16 protein-coding genes are annotated in these 18,179 nt (G+C 42.6%); 12 read left to right on the top strand and 4 right to left on the bottom strand.

The window, feature by feature from the left end:
* Positions 1-15 precede the first annotated feature (15 nt).
* Positions 16-1,194 carry an MFS transporter gene (locus BLR88_RS09765; RefSeq protein WP_057897265.1) on the bottom strand — a complete coding sequence of 393 codons (1,179 nt, stop codon included), beginning with the start codon at positions 1,192-1,194 and terminating at the stop codon, positions 16-18.
* A gap of 137 nt (positions 1,195-1,331) precedes the next feature.
* Between BLR88_RS09765 and BLR88_RS09760 the strand changes: the two genes are divergently transcribed.
* The gene (locus BLR88_RS09760; RefSeq protein WP_057900191.1) at positions 1,332-2,243 is read left to right on the top strand and encodes a LysR family transcriptional regulator; all 912 of its coding nucleotides are present in this window, start codon (positions 1,332-1,334) and stop codon (positions 2,241-2,243) included.
* Between the two features lie 287 nt (positions 2,244-2,530).
* Here the strand turns inward: BLR88_RS09760 and BLR88_RS09755 are convergent, their stop codons facing one another.
* The gene (locus BLR88_RS09755) at positions 2,531-3,808 is read right to left on the bottom strand and encodes a Glu/Leu/Phe/Val family dehydrogenase (RefSeq protein ID WP_057897266.1); all 1,278 of its coding nucleotides are present in this window, start codon (positions 3,806-3,808) and stop codon (positions 2,531-2,533) included.
* A gap of 217 nt (positions 3,809-4,025) precedes the next feature.
* On the opposite strand from BLR88_RS09755, the gene BLR88_RS09750 reads away from it, so the two are divergent.
* From BLR88_RS09750 to BLR88_RS09740, 3 genes are all read left to right on the top strand, one after another.
* A complete protein-coding gene (locus BLR88_RS09750) occupies positions 4,026-4,931 on the top strand; it encodes a LysR family transcriptional regulator (protein WP_057897267.1) in 906 nt (301 codons plus the stop codon).
* Between the two features lie 44 nt (positions 4,932-4,975).
* Positions 4,976-6,994 (top strand): N-6 DNA methylase, encoded by a 2,019-nt coding sequence (locus BLR88_RS09745; RefSeq protein ID WP_091260549.1) that lies wholly within the window; start codon positions 4,976-4,978, stop codon positions 6,992-6,994.
* Between the two features lie 229 nt (positions 6,995-7,223).
* Entirely contained in the window at positions 7,224-8,897 is a 1,674-nt protein-coding gene (locus BLR88_RS09740) for a glutamine--tRNA ligase/YqeY domain fusion protein (protein ID WP_057900192.1), read from the top strand.
* A gap of 71 nt (positions 8,898-8,968) precedes the next feature.
* Here BLR88_RS09740 and BLR88_RS09735 read toward each other — a convergent pair whose 3' ends face one another.
* The gene (locus BLR88_RS09735; protein ID WP_057897268.1) at positions 8,969-9,505 is read right to left on the bottom strand and encodes a DUF420 domain-containing protein; all 537 of its coding nucleotides are present in this window, start codon (positions 9,503-9,505) and stop codon (positions 8,969-8,971) included.
* Between the two features lie 473 nt (positions 9,506-9,978).
* Here BLR88_RS09735 and BLR88_RS09730 point away from each other — a divergent pair, with 473 nt between their 5' ends.
* Genes BLR88_RS09730 through cyoD form a run of 4 tightly spaced genes read left to right on the top strand, consistent with a single transcriptional unit; the run spans position 9,979 to position 13,911 of the window.
* Entirely contained in the window at positions 9,979-10,959 is a 981-nt protein-coding gene (locus BLR88_RS09730; RefSeq protein WP_091260548.1) for a COX aromatic rich motif-containing protein, read from the top strand.
* A gap of 24 nt (positions 10,960-10,983) precedes the next feature.
* Positions 10,984-12,999 carry a cytochrome aa3 quinol oxidase subunit I gene (qoxB, locus tag BLR88_RS09725; protein WP_057897269.1) on the top strand — a complete coding sequence of 672 codons (2,016 nt, stop codon included), beginning with the start codon at positions 10,984-10,986 and terminating at the stop codon, positions 12,997-12,999.
* Positions 12,999-13,598: a cytochrome o ubiquinol oxidase subunit III gene (cyoC, locus tag BLR88_RS09720; protein ID WP_057897270.1), complete on the top strand. Its 600-nt coding sequence runs from the start codon at positions 12,999-13,001 to the stop codon at positions 13,596-13,598. The genes qoxB and cyoC overlap by 1 nt, the downstream gene beginning before the upstream one ends.
* 1 nt (position 13,599) lies before the next feature.
* Positions 13,600-13,911 carry a cytochrome o ubiquinol oxidase subunit IV gene (gene cyoD / locus BLR88_RS09715; protein WP_057897271.1) on the top strand — a complete coding sequence of 104 codons (312 nt, stop codon included), beginning with the start codon at positions 13,600-13,602 and terminating at the stop codon, positions 13,909-13,911.
* Between the two features lie 138 nt (positions 13,912-14,049).
* On the opposite strand, the gene pdxK is transcribed toward cyoD, so the two are convergent.
* On the bottom strand, positions 14,050-14,904 hold the full coding sequence (pdxK, locus tag BLR88_RS09710; RefSeq protein ID WP_175493589.1) for a pyridoxine/pyridoxal/pyridoxamine kinase: 855 nt from the start codon (positions 14,902-14,904) through the stop codon (positions 14,050-14,052).
* Between the two features lie 364 nt (positions 14,905-15,268).
* Here pdxK and BLR88_RS09705 point away from each other — a divergent pair, with 364 nt between their 5' ends.
* The 4 genes from BLR88_RS09705 to BLR88_RS09690 are packed head-to-tail and all read left to right on the top strand — an operon-like array spanning position 15,269 to position 18,110.
* Complete coding sequence (locus BLR88_RS09705) at positions 15,269-15,856, top strand: TetR/AcrR family transcriptional regulator (protein WP_057897272.1); 588 nt, start codon at positions 15,269-15,271, stop codon at positions 15,854-15,856.
* Positions 15,857-15,884: 28 nt separating this feature from the next.
* Entirely contained in the window at positions 15,885-16,832 is a 948-nt protein-coding gene (locus BLR88_RS09700) for an SDR family NAD(P)-dependent oxidoreductase (protein WP_057897273.1), read from the top strand.
* 3 nt (positions 16,833-16,835) lie between these two features.
* Positions 16,836-17,681 carry a DUF72 domain-containing protein gene (locus BLR88_RS09695; protein ID WP_057897274.1) on the top strand — a complete coding sequence of 282 codons (846 nt, stop codon included), beginning with the start codon at positions 16,836-16,838 and terminating at the stop codon, positions 17,679-17,681.
* 27 nt (positions 17,682-17,708) lie between these two features.
* Positions 17,709-18,110 carry a secondary thiamine-phosphate synthase enzyme YjbQ gene (locus BLR88_RS09690; protein ID WP_057897275.1) on the top strand — a complete coding sequence of 134 codons (402 nt, stop codon included), beginning with the start codon at positions 17,709-17,711 and terminating at the stop codon, positions 18,108-18,110.
* The last annotated feature ends 69 nt before the right edge of the window (positions 18,111-18,179 follow it).

Below are 18,179 nucleotides of genomic sequence, written 5' to 3'. Positions count from 1 at the left end.
ATTTCGAGATAGTCTTTATTGCATTTGATTTTCTATGTTTTCTCTCACTCTTCCATGCTTTCTTTTGCTTGACACAATCCCCCATTGTCCCAGTAAAGTCACTAATACTAGACAACCGGCAGCAAATGGAAGTTGGGAAGGTGCTAATCCAGCTAGCATTACTCCCCCTCCAAGAGCGGACCCTATCGCACTACCTAAATAATTAGCGGAACTATTTAAAGCAACGACAGCTGCGCCGTGATTAGGTTGTAAGCAAAGTAATTCATGTTGTTGCGGGGCTTGCGAGGCCCAACCCATCGCCCCCCATAGAATGAAAGGCAGGAATGATAGTATCGGAAATTGAAGCACGAATGGTAAGCTGAACATGGCTAAAGCCATTATGACTAAAATGCCGGACATGAGTAAACCTGGTCTACTCGCTCGGTCAATCAAAGTACCGATGGAAAAACTCCCGACTACGCCACCAATGCCCCATGCCCAAAGATAGGGTGTGATCATAGGAATGTCTGCCAGGTTATCTAAAATGGTTGCGATATATGTATAGAGACCCAAGCTGGCAATACTGGTCATAAAAGTGATGCCAACAATTGCTGCAACCCGTCCATTGGTCATCATGGCCACACGTTGACGTAGTGAGGGTGGCGCTGAAGCTGGAAAATTTGGAAACCATATTACAATTCCTATCATGGCGATAAGACCTAGTGCAGTGATGAACCAGAGAGTTGCGTGCCAATTTAGATGTTCAGCAATAATCAATCCAAGTGGAACCCCTACGACCGTTCCTGTGCTCATGCCGCCTAGTGTTATGCCAAGAGCACGGCCGCGTTTCTGTTCGGAAACAAGGGATGCAGCAGCTGTAGCGGCCAGCGGGGAATAAAGCCCAGCTCCGATACCTGCAATTGCACGAGCCATAAGCAGCATGGAGAAACTCGAGGCTAGTGCACTAGCCCCATTGCCTAATGAGAATACTGCAAGTGCCACTACTAAAATCCTGCGCATTGGTTTTCCAGCCAACAATGTCGCAAAAATTGGGGCTGCTAGTGCATAAAAAAGGGTGAAGACACTCACTGCTTGTCCTGTTTGTGAGGCGCTTATTTTGAACGTTACCTCTATATTCGGCAACAAACCAGCTATCACATAGGCATCAAACCCAAGAGCGAACATACCTATCGTGAGGAGAAAAACTTTTCGCATGATAACCTCCATTTTCATAGAATCATTCGTTATGGAAGAGATATTCTATTTCCACCTTACAAAACTCATTGTAATATGTCTAATATATATTTATAGAGATATTAATATATAATAAGTATTAAAAAGGGGGTCATATGTTGGAACTGCGTCATTTGAAATATTTCATAACAGTAGCTGAAGAATTACATTTTGGTAAAGCTGCAGCTCGTTTAAATATGGCACAGCCACCATTAAGTCTTCAAATCCGTCAATTAGAAGAAGAAATAGGGGTGCCTCTTTTCCATCGAACGAAAAGAAAGGTAGAATTAACAAAAGAAGGCCAATTGTTTTTAGAAAAAGTTTATCAGATTTTTAAGGATTTAGAGGGAGCAATCGAAACGATAAGAATGGTGAACCGCGGAGAGGCTGGAGAAATAACGATTGGTTTCATAGCTTCAGCAGTCTATGATATTCTTCCAACCATTATAGAGCTCTATCGAAAGGAATACCCTAATATTCATATAGATTTGCAACAGTTAACAACAGCAGAACAAGTAAAAGCTTTACACGAAGGCTATATTGATATAGGAATACTTTGTCATCCTATAAAAATAAAAAATGACACCATTCATGTTGAAGTGATTCGACAAGAACCAATGGTGATTGCTTTACCAAAGGATCATCCTTTAGCTTCTAAAACATCCCCAATAAATCTTGTTGATTTATCTAACGATCCATTCATTTTAACGGGAAGAAAGGCAAATCAAAGTCATTATGATACAGTGATGAACTGTTGTTATCAGGCAGGATTCCATCCAAAGGTAGTACAAGAAGCACAGGAATTACCTACTGTCATATCTCTTGTTTCATCAGGAATGGGAGTAGCTCTCGTACCATCTTTTATACAATATGTATTAAAAACTAAAGTTGTCTATCGTGACATTCGGAATCATCCATTTACCACTACGACGGCCCTTGCTTGGAAAAGTGACAATCTATCGCCAACTGTACATGCGTTTATTGATCTAATGAAAAAATCTGTCATCCCACTCTTTAATCAGTATGATTAGAAATGCTCTCTTTTTACACAGAAAAATGCCAAAGGCACAAGAATCAAGAATCGAGGTTCACATTTGTCGTGGGAATTGGAAACTATTCAGAGTCTAAGGGGAAAGGAGTTAAAAGCAAATATAACTTGAATGCTTTTTTTAAAACTATCATAGTGAAAGCTGATAGATTTTTCAGACAAAGTGGGAGGCGGCGGCAAAGTTTTCTTTTTTGAGGTGGTATAGAATGCTTTGCCGCCACACTTTGTCTAAAAAAGGGAGTATATAATAAATATTTTTTAAACGCTATTTTATATCCAACCGCGTGCTTTCATCGCTTCGGCGATACGTTTCAGGGAAATCATATAGGCGGCTGTACGGAAATCGGTTCGGTATTCGTGTGCGAGCGAACGCACTTCTCGATAAGACTGAACCATCACGTCGCGCAGCTTCTGATTGACTTCTTCCTCGCTCCAATAGAAATTCATCAGATTTTGAACCCATTCGAAGTAAGATACTGTTACGCCGCCAGCATTAGCCAGAATGTCAGGAATGACGAGGATGCCTTTTTGGAACAGTACTTTGTCCGCTTGCGGTGTAGTAGGGCCATTGGCTGCTTCCGCCACGATACGTGCCTTCACTTTGTCTACGTTTTTCAAGGTAATTACGTTTTCAAGCGCAGCTGGAATCAGAATGTCTACGTCGAGCTCCAGAATTTCTTCCGGTCGTTGCAGGTGGTAACACTGGTCATAATTCATAATCGTCGACGAATCTTTTAATTGTTTTACTATGTCAAGGTCAAGTCCCTGTGGATTGTACAGCGCACCTTTGGAATCGCTCACCGCCACGATTTTGCAGCCTTGTGCGGCCAGAAGATTAGCGGCGATTCGTCCCGCGTTGCCGAATCCCTGAATAGCTACCGTAGCGCCTCGCATCTGCCTGCCCGCGTCTTTTAACGCTTCCTCAATGGTGTACACGCAGCCGCGAGCTGTCGCTTCATTGCGTCCTTTGGAGCCACCAACGATCAGCGGTTTGCCGGTAATTACACCTGGATTGAACGATCTTTTCATGCGGCTGAAAGTGTCCATCATCCAGCTCATAATTTGCGGGTTGGTGTATACGTCCGGTGCAGGAATATCTTTGTCCGGGCCGACGATATCCGCAATTGCCTCCATGAATCCCCGGCTGATCCGTTCGATTTCTCCTTGGCTCAAGGTTCGCGGATCGCAGATCACGCCACCCTTTCCGCCGCCGTATGGCAGGCTTACTACGCCGCACTTGAAGGTCATCCACATCGATAGCGCTTTAACTTCATCCATCGTCACTTCAGGATGGAAGCGGATGCCGCCTTTTGTTGGCCCGATTGCGTCATTATGTTGCGAGCGGTATCCCTCAAACACGCGGATGCTGCCATCGTCCATTTTCACCGGGAAAGTAACGCAAAGAACACGCTTGGGCTTTTTTAGAATTTCTACAATGTCGCGCTCAAGTCCGAGAATGGCCGCTGCGTTTTCAATCTGTGTTTGTACGATTTGATATGGATTAAGAACTTCCCTTTCTGTTTGTTGCACTTGTTGTACGGTAGCCATCGTTCTCCCCCCCACCTTTAAAGTAATATACTGAATATTTTGTAATTTTATCGTTCGGTTTATCCAATTAGGCTTTACTTTAGTACCCATTGTTTTTGGAGGATAGCCGAGTTATTTAATTACAGGTGTATTTTATAATTGAAAATTAATCGAAACAATATAAAATTTAGATAATATTAATGCCGATATGAGATGATTAAACAGTGGAGTGATGAGAATGGAATTGAGGCAAATACAGTATTTTATCGAAGTGGCCAAACGAGAACATGTAACTGAGGCGGCACTTGCTTTGCATGTGGCACAATCGGCTGTAAGCCGTCAGATTTTTAACTTAGAATCAGAGTTGGGAGTTGATTTGTTTATTCGGGAGGGGCGGAACGTTAGATTAACCCCGATCGGAAGAAGTTTTTTGGCATACATGCAGCAGGCGATGCAGGTGATCGAAAAAGCGAAGCGGGAAATCGAAGAATTTCTCGACCCGGAACTGGGTACGATTCGTATTGGATTTCCGAGCAGTTTGGCTGCCTATACACTACCTACCGTTATCTCCGCATTTCGCGAAAGTCACCCTCAGGTTAAATTTCAGTTGCGTCAAGGCTCCTACCGCTCTTTGATTGATGCGGTGGCCAAAGGGGAAATCGACCTGGCGCTGCTTGGCCCGGTACCCAAACATGAGAAACAGATTCAGGGCCATATCTTGTTCCTGGAGAATATTGTTGCACTTCTGCCAGCCCATCATCCCCTCGCGGGTCAATCTTCTCTGCAATTGAGTCAACTGCGGGATGATTCGTTTGTGTTGTTTCCTGAAGGATTTATCCTGCGCGAGCTTGTCGTCAATGCTTGCCGGCAGTTTGGTTTTCAGCCTAAAGTTTCATTTGAGGGGGAAGACATTGACGCAATTAAGGGGCTGGTGGCAGCTGGTCTTGGCGTCACGCTGATTCCTGAAATTACATTAGTTGATAGCATACCGCGCGCAACAGTGAAGCTTCCTATCAGTGAGCCGACTGTTACCCGTACCGTGGGCGTGATTATTCCGAGTGACCGTGAGCTGTTGCCTACAGAAAAGCGGTTCTATGAGTTTCTCAAGCAGTTTTTCACGGTATTGAGCGGATTTGAGAAATAATAGTAGTATAACATAGCTCGGACGATAAGAAGGGGGAGTGCTGAATGTCCGTTTTGTCAGTGATTAAATCTGTACAGGATATTATGAGAAAAGACGCCGGGATAGACGGCGACGCCCAGCGTATTTCTCAACTGGTATGGATGGTATTTTTGAAAGTTTTTGACGCAAAAGAAGAAGAATGGGAACGATTGTATGATAATTATGAACCGATCATTCCGGAAGGCTTAAGATGGAGAGACTGGACGGCAGACGACAAAGGCATGACCGACGAAGAATTGCTGGGGTTCGTTAACAACAAGCTATTTAAAGGGTTAAAAGAGCTGCATTTCGATGGAAATAGCCATTCCAAAGCATGTATTGTCAGATCAGTATTTGAGGATTCCTATAACTATATGAAATCGGGAGCTTTACTGCGGCAAGTCATTCGTAAATTAAACGAGATTGATTTTACTACCCAAAAAGATAGGCATATATTTAACGATATTTACGAAACGATTTTAAAGGATTTACAGAGCGCCGGTAACGCGGGGGAATATTACACGCCCCGCCCGGTAACGCAATTTGTAGTGAACATGGTTAATCCCCGGCTGGGAGAAAAAGTGTTAGACTTTGCCTGTGGTACCGGTGGTTATTTACTAAGTGCGCTGGAGCATCTTAGACAACAGATAAAAAGCGTTGATGACAACAGGATTTTGCAGGAAACCATTATCGGGATTGAAAAGAAACCGCTGCCATATATGCTTGCGGTAACAAACATGATTTTGCACGACATCGATATTCCCAAAATATGCCGTGATAACTTTTTGACTAGAAATGTTGAAGAGTACAAACCAGTGGATAAAGTGGATGTCATTATGATCAATCCCCCTTTTGGCGGAAAAGAGGAAGATGGAATTGCTAGCAACTTTCCCCTTCAATTTAGAACGAAAGAAACCGCGGACTTATTCATGGTACTGCTTATGTATTTGCTGAAGGAAAACGGTAGGGCGTGTGTAATTTTGCCAGATAATTTTTTGTTTGAAAAGGATACAGTAAAAATCAATATAAAGAAGAAATTGTTAAGAGAATGGAATGTTCATACCATTGTTCGGCTGCCGAAAGGAGTCTTTGAACCTTATACTGATATTGAGACGAACTTGCTTTTTATTGAAGGCGGAAAATCTACTGAACATATTTGGTATTTTGAACATCCGCTTCCAGACGAGTATAAGAAATATTCCAAAACACGGCCGATTCGATATGAGGAGTTTGAAATAGAACGCAAATGGTGGAACAATAGGAGCGCCAACGAACATGCCTGGTTGGTATCTATTCATGAAATTACTGAGAGAAACTATAACTTGGATATCAAGAACCCTAATAAAAATAAAAACGATGATTGTTTTTCAGCAGATAAGCTTAGAGATGTCATGATAAATACAAGCACAAAGGCAATAAACCTGATGGAAGAACGGAAGAAAAATACAATTGCATTTTTGGATTACGTGCGTTCTATTAATAGAAAAAGAAGAAAGTATAAAATAGGTCAATTGTTAACAAGAATAAAAGATACTTTAATTTTAGATGATGAAACCCAGTATAAAAGGGTTACGATAAAGTTGAATCATGGTGGAATTTATCTAAGGGATATTGTCTATGGAAAGGAAATTGGTACAAAAAGACAGTTTAAAATATCAAGAGGACAATTTTTATTGTCGAGAATAGATGCAAGGAACGGGGCGTTTGGAATTGTTCCGGAGGAGTTGGAAGGTGCGATTATAACGGGGAACTTTTGGACATATGAAGCAAAACATGAGTTGCTCAATATTGATTGGTTCAACTTATTTACTTCGACATCAGAGTTTATGGCGATCGTTAAAGAGTCCAGCTCCGGTACGACAAATAGAAAATATTTAGATGAAAGGAAATTTCTCCAATTTGAAATTAGCCTTCCTGATAAAGCTGAACAAGATAAGTTTATGCAATACTATAGCGCTATGATTGAGAACTATGAAAGTTTAAAAAAGGAACTGGAAAGACAGAATCATATGATGGGTTACATAAAAGATCACTATATAGGATAGTGATATTCGCTCTTTAACAAACGCCGAGGATCTTGGCTTTACGTTTGAGTAGAAGGCTCATTATGTTGTTTCCCTAAAAAGCCACATCCTTGGAAAAAATAAAACTATAGCTGTTTGTAGAGAATAAGGGATGCCGGAACTAGGCATGTTGAACTCTCTATATGCAGACGATATTATGTATAACAAAGGCAAAAACGCTTCGGGGCGTTTTTATTTCAATATAGAAAGGTTGATCGTTTTGGAAAAACCGAGTTCCTCCAACTTTATTAGAAATATCGTTATAGAAGACTTAAAATCCGGGAAGGTAGATACGATCGTCACGCGTTTTCCGCCGGAACCGAATGGCTATTTACATATTGGACACGCTAAATCCATTTGTTTGAACTTTGAGTTAGCGGACGAATTCAACGGTAAAACAAACCTGCGTTTTGATGATACCAACCCATTAAAAGAAGACAGGGAATACGTCAAAGCCATCAAAGAAGACGTGAAATGGCTCGGTTTCGAATGGGATGGGTTGTACTTCGCTTCCGATTATTTTGAGGAAATGTATAACCGGGCTGTACTCCTCATCAAAAAGGGAAAAGCATACGTTTGTGATCTTTCGCCGGAAGAAATTCGCGCAACGCGCGGTACGTTGACTGAACCGGGTGAGGAGAGTCCGTATCGCAATCGCTCTGTGGAAGAGAATCTCGATCTGTTTGAGCGTATGCGTAAGGGCGAATTTAAGGACGGGGAAAAAGTATTGCGTGCCAAAATTGATATGGCTTCTCCGAATATTAATATGCGCGATCCAGTATTGTACCGTATTTCCCATGCTACACATCACAATACTGGGGATAAATGGTGCATCTATCCAATGTATGACTTCGCACATCCTCTGGAAGATGCGATTGAAGGTGTAACCCATTCGCTTTGTACGCTGGAATTCGAAGATCATCGTCCATTGTATGACTGGATTATCCGGGAATGCGAGATGGAGCATACCCCGCGCCAGTACGAATTTGCCCGTTTGAACTTGACAAATACCGTGATGAGTAAGCGTAAGCTGAAGCAGCTTGTGGACGAGCAATATGTGGATGGCTGGGATGACCCGCGTATGCCAACTATCTCTGGTCTGCGTCGAAGGGGATATACGCCGGAAGCGATTCGTGCGTTTTGCCGTGAAATTGGCGTTGCCCGGAGCAACAGTCTGGTTGACGCGAAGATGCTGGAGCACTTTATTCGTGAAGATCTAAAGCTAAAAGCACCGCGAACGATGGGTGTGTTGCGTCCGCTGAAAGTTGTTATTACGAACTATCCGGAAGGTCAGGTGGAAATGCTGGACGCGGAAATTAACCCGGAAAATCCGGAAATGGGCGTGCGCCAAATTCCATTTTCCAGAGAGATTTACATTGAGCAAGACGATTTCATGGAGAATCCGCCAAGCAAGTATCATCGCCTGTATCCGGGCAATGAGGTACGCTTGAAGCACGCGTATTTTATCAAGTGCAATGAAGTGGTTAAGGACGAGAACGGTAACGTAGTGGAGCTACGTTGTACGTATGATCCGGAAACGAAGAGCGGTACCGGTTTTACGGGACGCAAAGTGAAAGGAACGATCCACTGGGTAGAAGCGAAGAATGCGGTACCAGCCGAATTTCGGTTGTACGAGCCTCTTATTCTGGATGAGGAAGCGGGAGAAGAGGAGGAAGGTAAGACATTCCTGGATTATGTAAATCCGAACTCGCTCGAAATCGTACAGGGTTTTGTCGAGCCGAATATGAAAGACGTAAAACCGCATGATAAGTTCCAATTCTTTCGTCACGGGTATTTCAATGTTGATCCGAAGCACACTACGTCAGATAAGCTAGTGTTTAACCGCATCGTTTCGTTGAAAAGTTCGTTCAAAATGCCGAAATGAAATAATAAAGAAATCAAAAAGAAGCGGCATCCCCACAGAGGTAATGCCGCTTCTTTCTTTCCGCATTTTTCTTAATAATATGGTGAAATCATAATGTAAACAAGTACACCGGTAAAGCTAACATAAAGCCAAATCGGCATTGTTATGCGTGCGATTTTACGGTGTTTCTCGACTTGCATATTTAATCCGCGCGCCGTCGATATGAGCGCAAGCGGAACGATGACCGCAGATAATACGATGTGCGTAATTAAAATGAAATAATAAATGAAACGTAAGATGCCTTCCCCGCCATACGGTGTCGACTCTGTAAGTGCATGATACGTTACGTATGAAAGCAAAAAGAGCGTGGTCGTCGTGAACGCTGCAAAAATGTAACGGCGGTGACGTTGAATATTTTTTTGTTTAATCGATACAAGGGCTGCAATGAGGAAAACGAACGTAAAACTGTTTAATACGGCGTTTAAAAACGGCAAAAACGTTAAATCAACGTCGCTTAATCCTTTATATTCCGGCATAAAATACAAAATCGCAACGATTGCATTAATTACAATCGTAAGTGTGACAATGACCGGCGTATAATTACGCTGTTTTACTTGATGAGAATTCACCGAAATCACCCCTTTGTCACTTTACATTTTATAGTACTATTGTTTGTCTATGCTTTATTGTAGCTTATTTTTTACTATTGATACAGTAAAAGTCTGCAACAGATTGTGAAAAAAACATGAATCATTAAATTTTCTATATCGTTTTGTGAACGTGAGCCGATGTTTATAGAGAGAAAAATATACAACAATTCTATAGAATAGATCATGAAATTGTTGCCAATTTATGATGATTCTTGGATATTAACTCCTATTTTGTGGATGGATAGTAAATTTATTCATAGTATGTGGAAACTTTATGAATAAAATTGTGACGAATTGATGAACTTTAAGTGAACCGTTGCGCGTATCTTTTGTACCTCTGATATTATAAAAACGATACTGATAGGTCTTATTCTTTTTTGATTCAATTCACGAAGCAGAAAGGATTTCTGCTGTTAGAACAGGCGGATGGGTAAGAGAGGAGATGAAGCAAAGTGAAGAAACAAAAGCTGCTACGTCGGGTTGTATTCTTCATTATGGCAGCTTTGGCGACAATGTTGTTAGCCGGGTGTGAGAACTATATTGTTCTGAATCCGAAAGGACCGGTTGCTGAAACACAATATCGATTAATTATTATCTCAATCATCTTGTGTCTTGTTGTCGTCATTCCTGTTCTGGCTATGCTCGTGTATGTTGTTTGGCGTTATCGAGATAAGCCAGGTAATAAAGCGCCTTATACTCCGGAATGGGTAGATAGTAAGACGCTTGAAATTGTTTGGTGGGGAATTCCTATTGTTATCATCGCTATTTTGGGCTTTTTCACGGTAAGGGACACATTTGCACTTGCCAAACCTCAAGATCCTGAGACTAAACCGCTGACGATTCAGGTGACTTCACTGGATTGGAAATGGTTGTTCCAGTATCCTGAACAAGGGATTGCAACAGTCAACTATATTGAGATTCCGACAGGAGTTCCTGTTCAGTTCGTAGTGACTTCGGATGCCCCGATGAACTCATTCTGGATTCCGCAGTTAGGCGGACAGACATATACGATGCCTGGAATGGCAATGGGTCTTTCGTTGAAGGCTAATGAACCGGGCGAGTATTTTGGATCGGGTGCGAACTTCACAGGAGAAGGATTTGCTCATATGCAATTCAAAGTCGTTGCAAAATCGCAAGCAGAGTTTGATAAATGGGTACAAAGTGTAAAACAGACAGCGCCTGCTTTAACCAAAGATGGTTATAAAGAGCTGGCAAAACCAGGTATTTCTGATAAGCAATTCTACTCATCCTTCCCGCCGGAATTGTTTAAAGAAATCGTAGATAAAAACGGTGGCCAATATTATAAACAACATGAGCACCATATGAAGATGAATCAGAACACGAATCATGGTGACATGAATCATGATGCAAACCAGCATATGGAGCATGGAGCAAATCAACATGAGATGTCCGGTATGAAGGCGGACAAATAAAGTCAAAGGAAGGGGGAAAACCGTATGTTAGAGAATATCAAAAACTTCGCCTCCCAGTTCTTTGTGACGGGAGATCCATTAATTTATGGTGCGGACGTTTCGATTGTACTCACCACTCTTGCTATTGTCTTTGTTCTTACGTATTTCAAGAAGTGGGGCTGGTTGTGGCGCGAATGGTTAACAACCGTTGACCATAAAAAAATCGGTATTATGTATATCATCGCGTCGTTATTGATGCTGTTCCGTGGCGGGGTGGATGCCCTGTTAATGCGCATACAATTAGCGTTCCCTAATATGCCTTTTCTACACTCCGAACATTACAATGAAATTTTTACAACACACGGAACGATCATGATTTTATTCATGGCGATGCCGTTTATGTTCGGTTTGTTCAATATTGTCGTTCCGCTACAAATCGGAGCGCGTGACGTTGCGTATCCGTTCTTGAACGCTGTAAGTTTCTGGCTGTTCTTCTTGGGAGCAATGCTCTTTAACATATCGTTCGTAATTGGCGGTTCTGCGGATGCAGGCTGGCTTAGCTATCCGCCATTATCTGAAAATCAATTTAGTCCGGGACCGGGTCAGAACTTCTATATCTGGGGTATTCAGATTTCCGGTATCGGTAGTTTGGCGACGGGTATCAACTTTATCGTCACCATTTTAAAAATGCGTGCTCCGGGCATGAAATTGATGGATATGCCGTTGTTTACTTGGTCAGTAATGGCTAGTTGTATCATGATCATTTTCGCGTTCCCGGTGCTGACAGTAACTCTTGCCTTGTTGTTTATTGACCGTTTTGCGGGTGCCCACTTCTTCACCATTGATGGTGGCGGTAACCCGATGATGTATATTAATCTCATCTGGATATGGGGACACCCTGAGGTATATATCGTTGTCTTACCGGCGTTCGGTATTTTCTCTGAAATTGTAAGTACGTTCTCAAGAAAGCCGATCTTTGGTTATACGTCCATGGTATTCGCCATGATGATTATTAGTGTTCTCGGTTACTTTACATGGGTTCACCACTTCTTTACCATGGGTGCCGGTGCTAACGTTAATGCTTTCTTTGCGGTCACGACAATGGCGATTGCTATTCCTACAGGGGTTAAAGTATTTAACTGGCTGTTTACAATGTTCCGAGGAAGGATTCGGATGGAGCAGCCGATGCTGTGGACCATCGCTTTTATCCCGTGCTTCCTTATTGGTGGTGCAACAGGCGTTATGCTGGCAGTTGCTCCGGCGGACTATCAATATCATAACAGCTATTTCCTAATCGCCCACTTCCACCAAGTATTGATTGGTGGCGTAGTTTTCGCTTATGTGGCTGGATTGATTTACTGGTGGCCGAAAATGTTCGGTTTCAAATTGAATGATCGCTTAGGAAAATGGGCGTTCTGGTTCTGGAATATTGGTTTCTATGTATGTTTCATGCCGCAGTACGCATTAGGCTTTATGGGTATGACTCGACGCCTTTATACGTACGGTAACTGGGATTTAGGTTGGGCACCGCTTAACCTGTTGTCTACTATCGGCGCGTTCTTAATGGGTATCGGATTTATTTTCCAAGCATGGCAAATTATTTACAGCATCAAACATGGTGAGCGTGATGTAACAGGAGACCCATGGGATGGACGTACGCTGGAATGGTCAATTCCGTCTCCGGCACCGCATTACAATTTTGCCGTAATTCCTCATGCAGCAGGTAAAGATGTATGGTGGCGGATGAAGGAAGAAATGAAGCAAGGAAAGGCGAAACAAGAAAAGCCGAAACTTGAGCCAATTCATATGCCGAAAAACTCCGGAATTCCATTTGTGATGGCAGTTTTCTGGTTTATCGCTGGATTTGGTTTTACGTTTGCTCCGACTGACATTACGTTCGGTGAAACGAAACTTACGTTTGTCTGGATTTCGATGGCTGTTATCGGCTTGCTTGGCGTAGGTCTTTGCATGCTAGCCCGTTCTTTCCAATACGACACAGATTACTACATCCCGGTTGACGAAGTGAAACGTACCGAAGCATCGTTAGGGAGGGTTGTATAATGGCACAAGCAGTATCCCATCATGAACATCATCATCATGAGGATCACGAGTCCTTAAAAGTTTTGGGATTCTGGATTTTCCTTGTGACGGACTGCCTCTTGTTCGGTACTTTGTTTGCGACTTACGCCGTATTGTACACGCATGCAAACCCTGGGCAGACAGGCAAAGAATTGTTTGAAGTTCCAGTGTTTGTTGCTGAAACGTTTATTCTGTTAACAAGTAGCTTTACGAGTGGCTTGGCAACATTAGCCATGCATAAAGGGAAGCTTAAGAGTCTAATTGGTTGGTTGATCGTTACAGCATTATTGGGTTTAGCGTTTGTAGGCTTAGAAATAGATGAGTTTATTAAGCTGGCTCATGAGGGAGCGACGATTTCAGCCAGCGCTTTTCTCTCAGCATTCTTTACGTTGGTTGGTACGCACGGTCTTCACGTTTCCATCGGTTTGATATGGATGGTAGCGATTATGATCCAATTAGGCCGCTATGGAATTAATGAAGTGACCAAACGAAAAGTAACGATTATTGGATTGTATTGGCACTTCCTTGATGTTGTTTGGATTTTCCTCTTTACGGTTGTTTATCTGCTGGGGGTGATGTAAGATGTCGCAGCAAGAGGCTCATGGTTCAACAAAAGCGTATATTATCGGGTTTATCTTATCGATTGTATTAACCATCATTCCTTTGGTATTGGTACTCAATCATATGATGAGCCGGACTGCACTCTTCGTGACCATTATGGTAATGGCGGTTCTGCAATTTGCAGTGCAGCTGTTCTTCTTCATGCATATCAGAGAAGGAGAGAAGCCAAGATATAATGTGATGGCGTTAGTGCTTGGCATTGTTTTCGTTGTTACAATTGTAGCTGGCTCTATTTGGATTATGACATTTAACTCTCAAGTTCAATTTGCTTAATCATAAGCTTCACAGGACTTGGGAAATATAATTTCTATTAGTGTTTATATCTCTGTGCAGCTTTGGTTGCACAGAGATTTTTTATTTTTGCAAGCACAAAAAAAGCCTTCGTCTTTTCAAGCGAAGGCTTTTTTTGTGCTATTTGGTTGCAACTACCTGCTCTTGTAGATTTTCGTTCTTTCCAGGACCGAACAGGCGGTAACCAGCATGGTTGGTTGGCCCAACGTATTTATTCAGCGGGAATGAGTGGCGGATCGCTTCCGTAATGAATGCTTTAGCCACTTCAATCGCTTCGCGCGGAGATTTGCCTTTTGCTAGCTCAGCGGTAATGGCCGCGGAGTATGTGCATCCCGCACCGTGCGTGTAAGTTGTGCCAATACGATCCGATTCTAGAATTTCGAATGTTTTACCGTCGTACAGTACATCTACGGCAGATTCGTGTTCGAGTTTTCCACCGCCTTTTACAATTACGTATTTTGCGCCTTTCTCATGGATTTTAGCAGCTGCTTCTTTCATTTGCTCGACGGTTTTAATCGGACCAACGCCGCTTAGTTGCCATGCTTCAAACAAGTTCGGTGTAACAACGAGTGCCTTCGGCACGAGCACGTCGCGCAGACATTCATTTGTTTCTGGATGCAAAGCTTCATCCGCGCCTTTACATACCATAACTGGGTCGACGACCACATTTTTAATGGCGTATTTTTCGATTTTGCTGGCTGCCATTTCGATAATATCGATAGAACCGAGCATGCCTGTTTTCAACGCGTCTACGCCGATACCAGCAAGTACGGTCTCGAGCTGTGCTTCCAGCGTTTCAATAGCAATAGGAAACACATTATGAAACCAATTGTTATGCGGATCTTGCGCCACGATAACAGTAAGAGCCGTCATTCCGTATACGCCGCGCTCCTGGAATGTTTTTAGATCGGCTTGCATGCCAGCGCCGCCGCTTGTGTCGGAACCGGCTATGGTTAAAGCTTTGTACATATTCATGTTATGGATATCCCCCTTAAATCTGTATAAATAAAAGGATGTTCTATAATGTTTCCCGCTTGTTCAAAATCTGCGGGAAAAGGCATAACTTGTAAAAGTGTTATGTGTATTTTGAATTTATATTACATAATAAAAGTATAACAATACAAGATAACAATATAACAGTTGTCTTGTTCCACGACTGTTTTGCAGGTTTATCTGTGGAAAATAGACGTTTTCGGCAATGTTTTAGTCTGAAGGTGGCTTAGCGCACAAAATTCGCGCTTTTTGCCCTGAATCTCTATTAAAATCTTGAGGATTGAGGGGAAAGATGGTATGTTTTTTATATAATTAAACAGTGGTCAATTAATGGTGGGGTGATCATTTGGCAGCCAGAAAAGCGGTCGAACAGGAATTGACAAGAGAACGAATTTTAGACGTGGCAAGGGAATTGTTCGTTACGCATGGGTACCGGAACGTTTCCATGCGGCAAATTGCAAGAGAACTAGGCTATAGCCACGGTTCGATTTATTATCATTTTCAGAATAAGGCTGAACTTTTTTATGCGCTTGTAAGAGAGTATTTTTCTTTGCTTGATAAGAAGCTAGAGACGATCATGAGAAAGCCAGGCCATTCTCTGGAGAAGCTAGAGGAAGTATTGCTTGGTTTTATCGAGTTCGGATTTACCCATCAGAGCCATTATGAAATTATGTTTTTGATAAAAGATGATGAAGTGAATCATTATCTGTGTCAGGAACCGACGATAAGCTACAATAAATTTGCGGATTTAGTGCATAAGCTGAGTGATGGCCGTGCGGATAGCACCAAGATTTGGTCGTTGTTTTTGTCATTGCACGGTTTTGTTTCCCATTATTGCAGGTCAGGTCAGACGTTTGCTGATGTAGAAACGATGGCGAAAGCGCATGTCGGTTTTTTGCTCAAAGGCTTGGGATTGTTTTTTAACAATAATTGAACAGTGGTCAATAAAAGGAGGCTAATTTATGAAAAAAGCGCTTGTATTAGGAGCTTCAGGCGGAATGGGGTACGCGCTCGTCCATGAATTGGTGGCTCGGGGAATTGAAACGGTAGCTTTTGCAAGAACAAGGGAAAAGTTAGAAAAGCTGTTCGGACATATGGAACAAGTTACGATTATGTCAGGAGATGTGTATCAGGTGGAAGATGTTAAAGAAGCGGGGAGAGGAGTTGAAGTAATCTTTCACACAGTGAGTGTTCCGTATCATGAGTGGGAAAAAGGACACCCTACCATTATGCGAAATGTCGTGGAAGCAGCTGCTGCTAACTGCTCAAAAATCGTACTGATTGACAATATTTATGCATATGGCCGAGGAAACGGTCAACCGATTACTGAAGAATATCCGAAGCGACCGCATACGAAAAAAGGCAACATTCGCCTGCAAATCGATCACATGGCGAAGGACGCGCATCGTCAGGGAATTCCGGCGTTAATCGTTCATTTTCCTGATTTTTATGGTCCGAATGCTACCAACACTCTCCTTTCCTATACGCTGGAGTCAATGGTTGCTGGAAAAAAGGCTGCATTTGTAGGAAATCAGAACGTAAAGAGAGAATATATTTTCACTCCGGATGGAGCGAAAGCAACGGTAGAACTGGCGCTCAGGGAAGATGCTTACGGGCAAAACTGGAATATTCCAGGGTACGGTGTGATTTCTGGACGCGAAATTATTTCTATTGTGAAAGAGATAACTGGCTATAGCCGGAAGGTCGGCACGATTGGCAGAGGAATGATAACATTGGCCGGTTTATTTAGCAGGATGATGTGGGAAGTAAGAGAAATGATGTATTTAACGGAAGAGCCGGTTGTTTTATCGGGTGCAAAATATGAGAAACATATCGGGCCATTGCCGAAAACTTCCTATGAAGAAGGAATAAGGCAAACATTGAGTTTTATGAAGGGAGTACGAACATAAGCGATGATTTTGATTGGCTTAACCGGTTGGGGGGATCATGATCATTTATACGTTCAGAAAATATTGAGTCGGGATAAGCTGAAGGTATACAGTACTCATTTTCCGATTGTAGAAGTGGACAGTTCATTTTATGCTGTGCAACCAGTTAAGAACTATGTAAAATGGGCGGAAGATACGCCTCAGGGGTTCTCTTTTATCGTAAAGGCGTACCAGGGGATGACTGGACATTTAAGGGGTGAGAATCCGTTTGAAAGCATCGGTGAAATGTTTGACGCGTTTAAAAATTCGATTGTGCCGTTAAGGGAAGCAGGTAAATTAAAAGCGGTACTGTTCCAATACCCTCCATGGTTTGATTGTACCCGCAAAAATGTGGATATTCTCCGGTATACCAAAGATAAGATGGAAGATATTCCGGTAGCGCTTGAGTTCAGGCACCAAAGTTGGTTTGCGCCGAAAATGCGGGAGCGAACGCTCGCATTTATGGAGAAGGACGGCTGGATTCATAGTATCTGTGACGAGCCGCAGGCAGGCGTTGGTTCGGTTCCGACTGTGTTGCATGCTACAGACAGGAATGTAACAATTGTGCGATTTCATGGCCGCAATGCGGCGGGTTGGCATAGTAGCGGACAACCGAATTGGCGGGAGGTGCGATATTTGTACCGTTATAGCACGGAAGAGCTAAAGGAATGGAAAGAAAAACTGGAATTGCTGCAAAAGCAAACGAAGGAAATTTGTGTCATATTCAATAATAATTCCGGCGGCGATGCTGCCGATAATGCGAAAGAACTGATGGAGCTTCTTGGGGTAGAATACGATTGGTTAGGCCCACGCCAGTTAAAGTTTTTTTAAAGATGTTAATTTGAAGGGGTGAAAAATATGGTACATAAACTTGAATTGAGAACGTCACAGCGTGATCAATTTATTGAAATTACGGATCGGGTACGTAAGATTATCGAACAAGAAAATGTACGTGACGGAATGGTGATCGTATATTGTCCACATACGACAGCGGGAATTACAATTAATGAAAATGCAGACCCGGATGTGGTGCATGACATGCTGATGCGCCTTGATGAAGTATATCCGTGGGAACATTCAAAGTATCGGCATGCGGAAGGCAATTCTGCTTCTCATTTGAAAGCGAGCACGATGGGGGCGTCGCAGACTGTGCTGGTGGCGGACGGAAATCTAATACTCGGCACATGGCAAGGTATTTATTTCTGCGAATTTGACGGCCCACGCCGTCGTACTTGTTATGTGAAAGTTCAAAAAGACTGACGGTAGCGCATTTCAGAGTCTGCCTCGCTTTTGAAAGCAGCACCCTTGGCTTATTATAAAAAGAGAAAA

Source organism: Aneurinibacillus thermoaerophilus (assembly GCF_900099925.1).
GTDB classification, from domain to species: Bacteria; Bacillota; Bacilli; order Aneurinibacillales; family Aneurinibacillaceae; genus Aneurinibacillus; species Aneurinibacillus thermoaerophilus.
The sequence above is the reverse complement of the archived record's forward strand: the minus strand, read 5'-3'. Positions and strand labels throughout refer to the sequence as shown.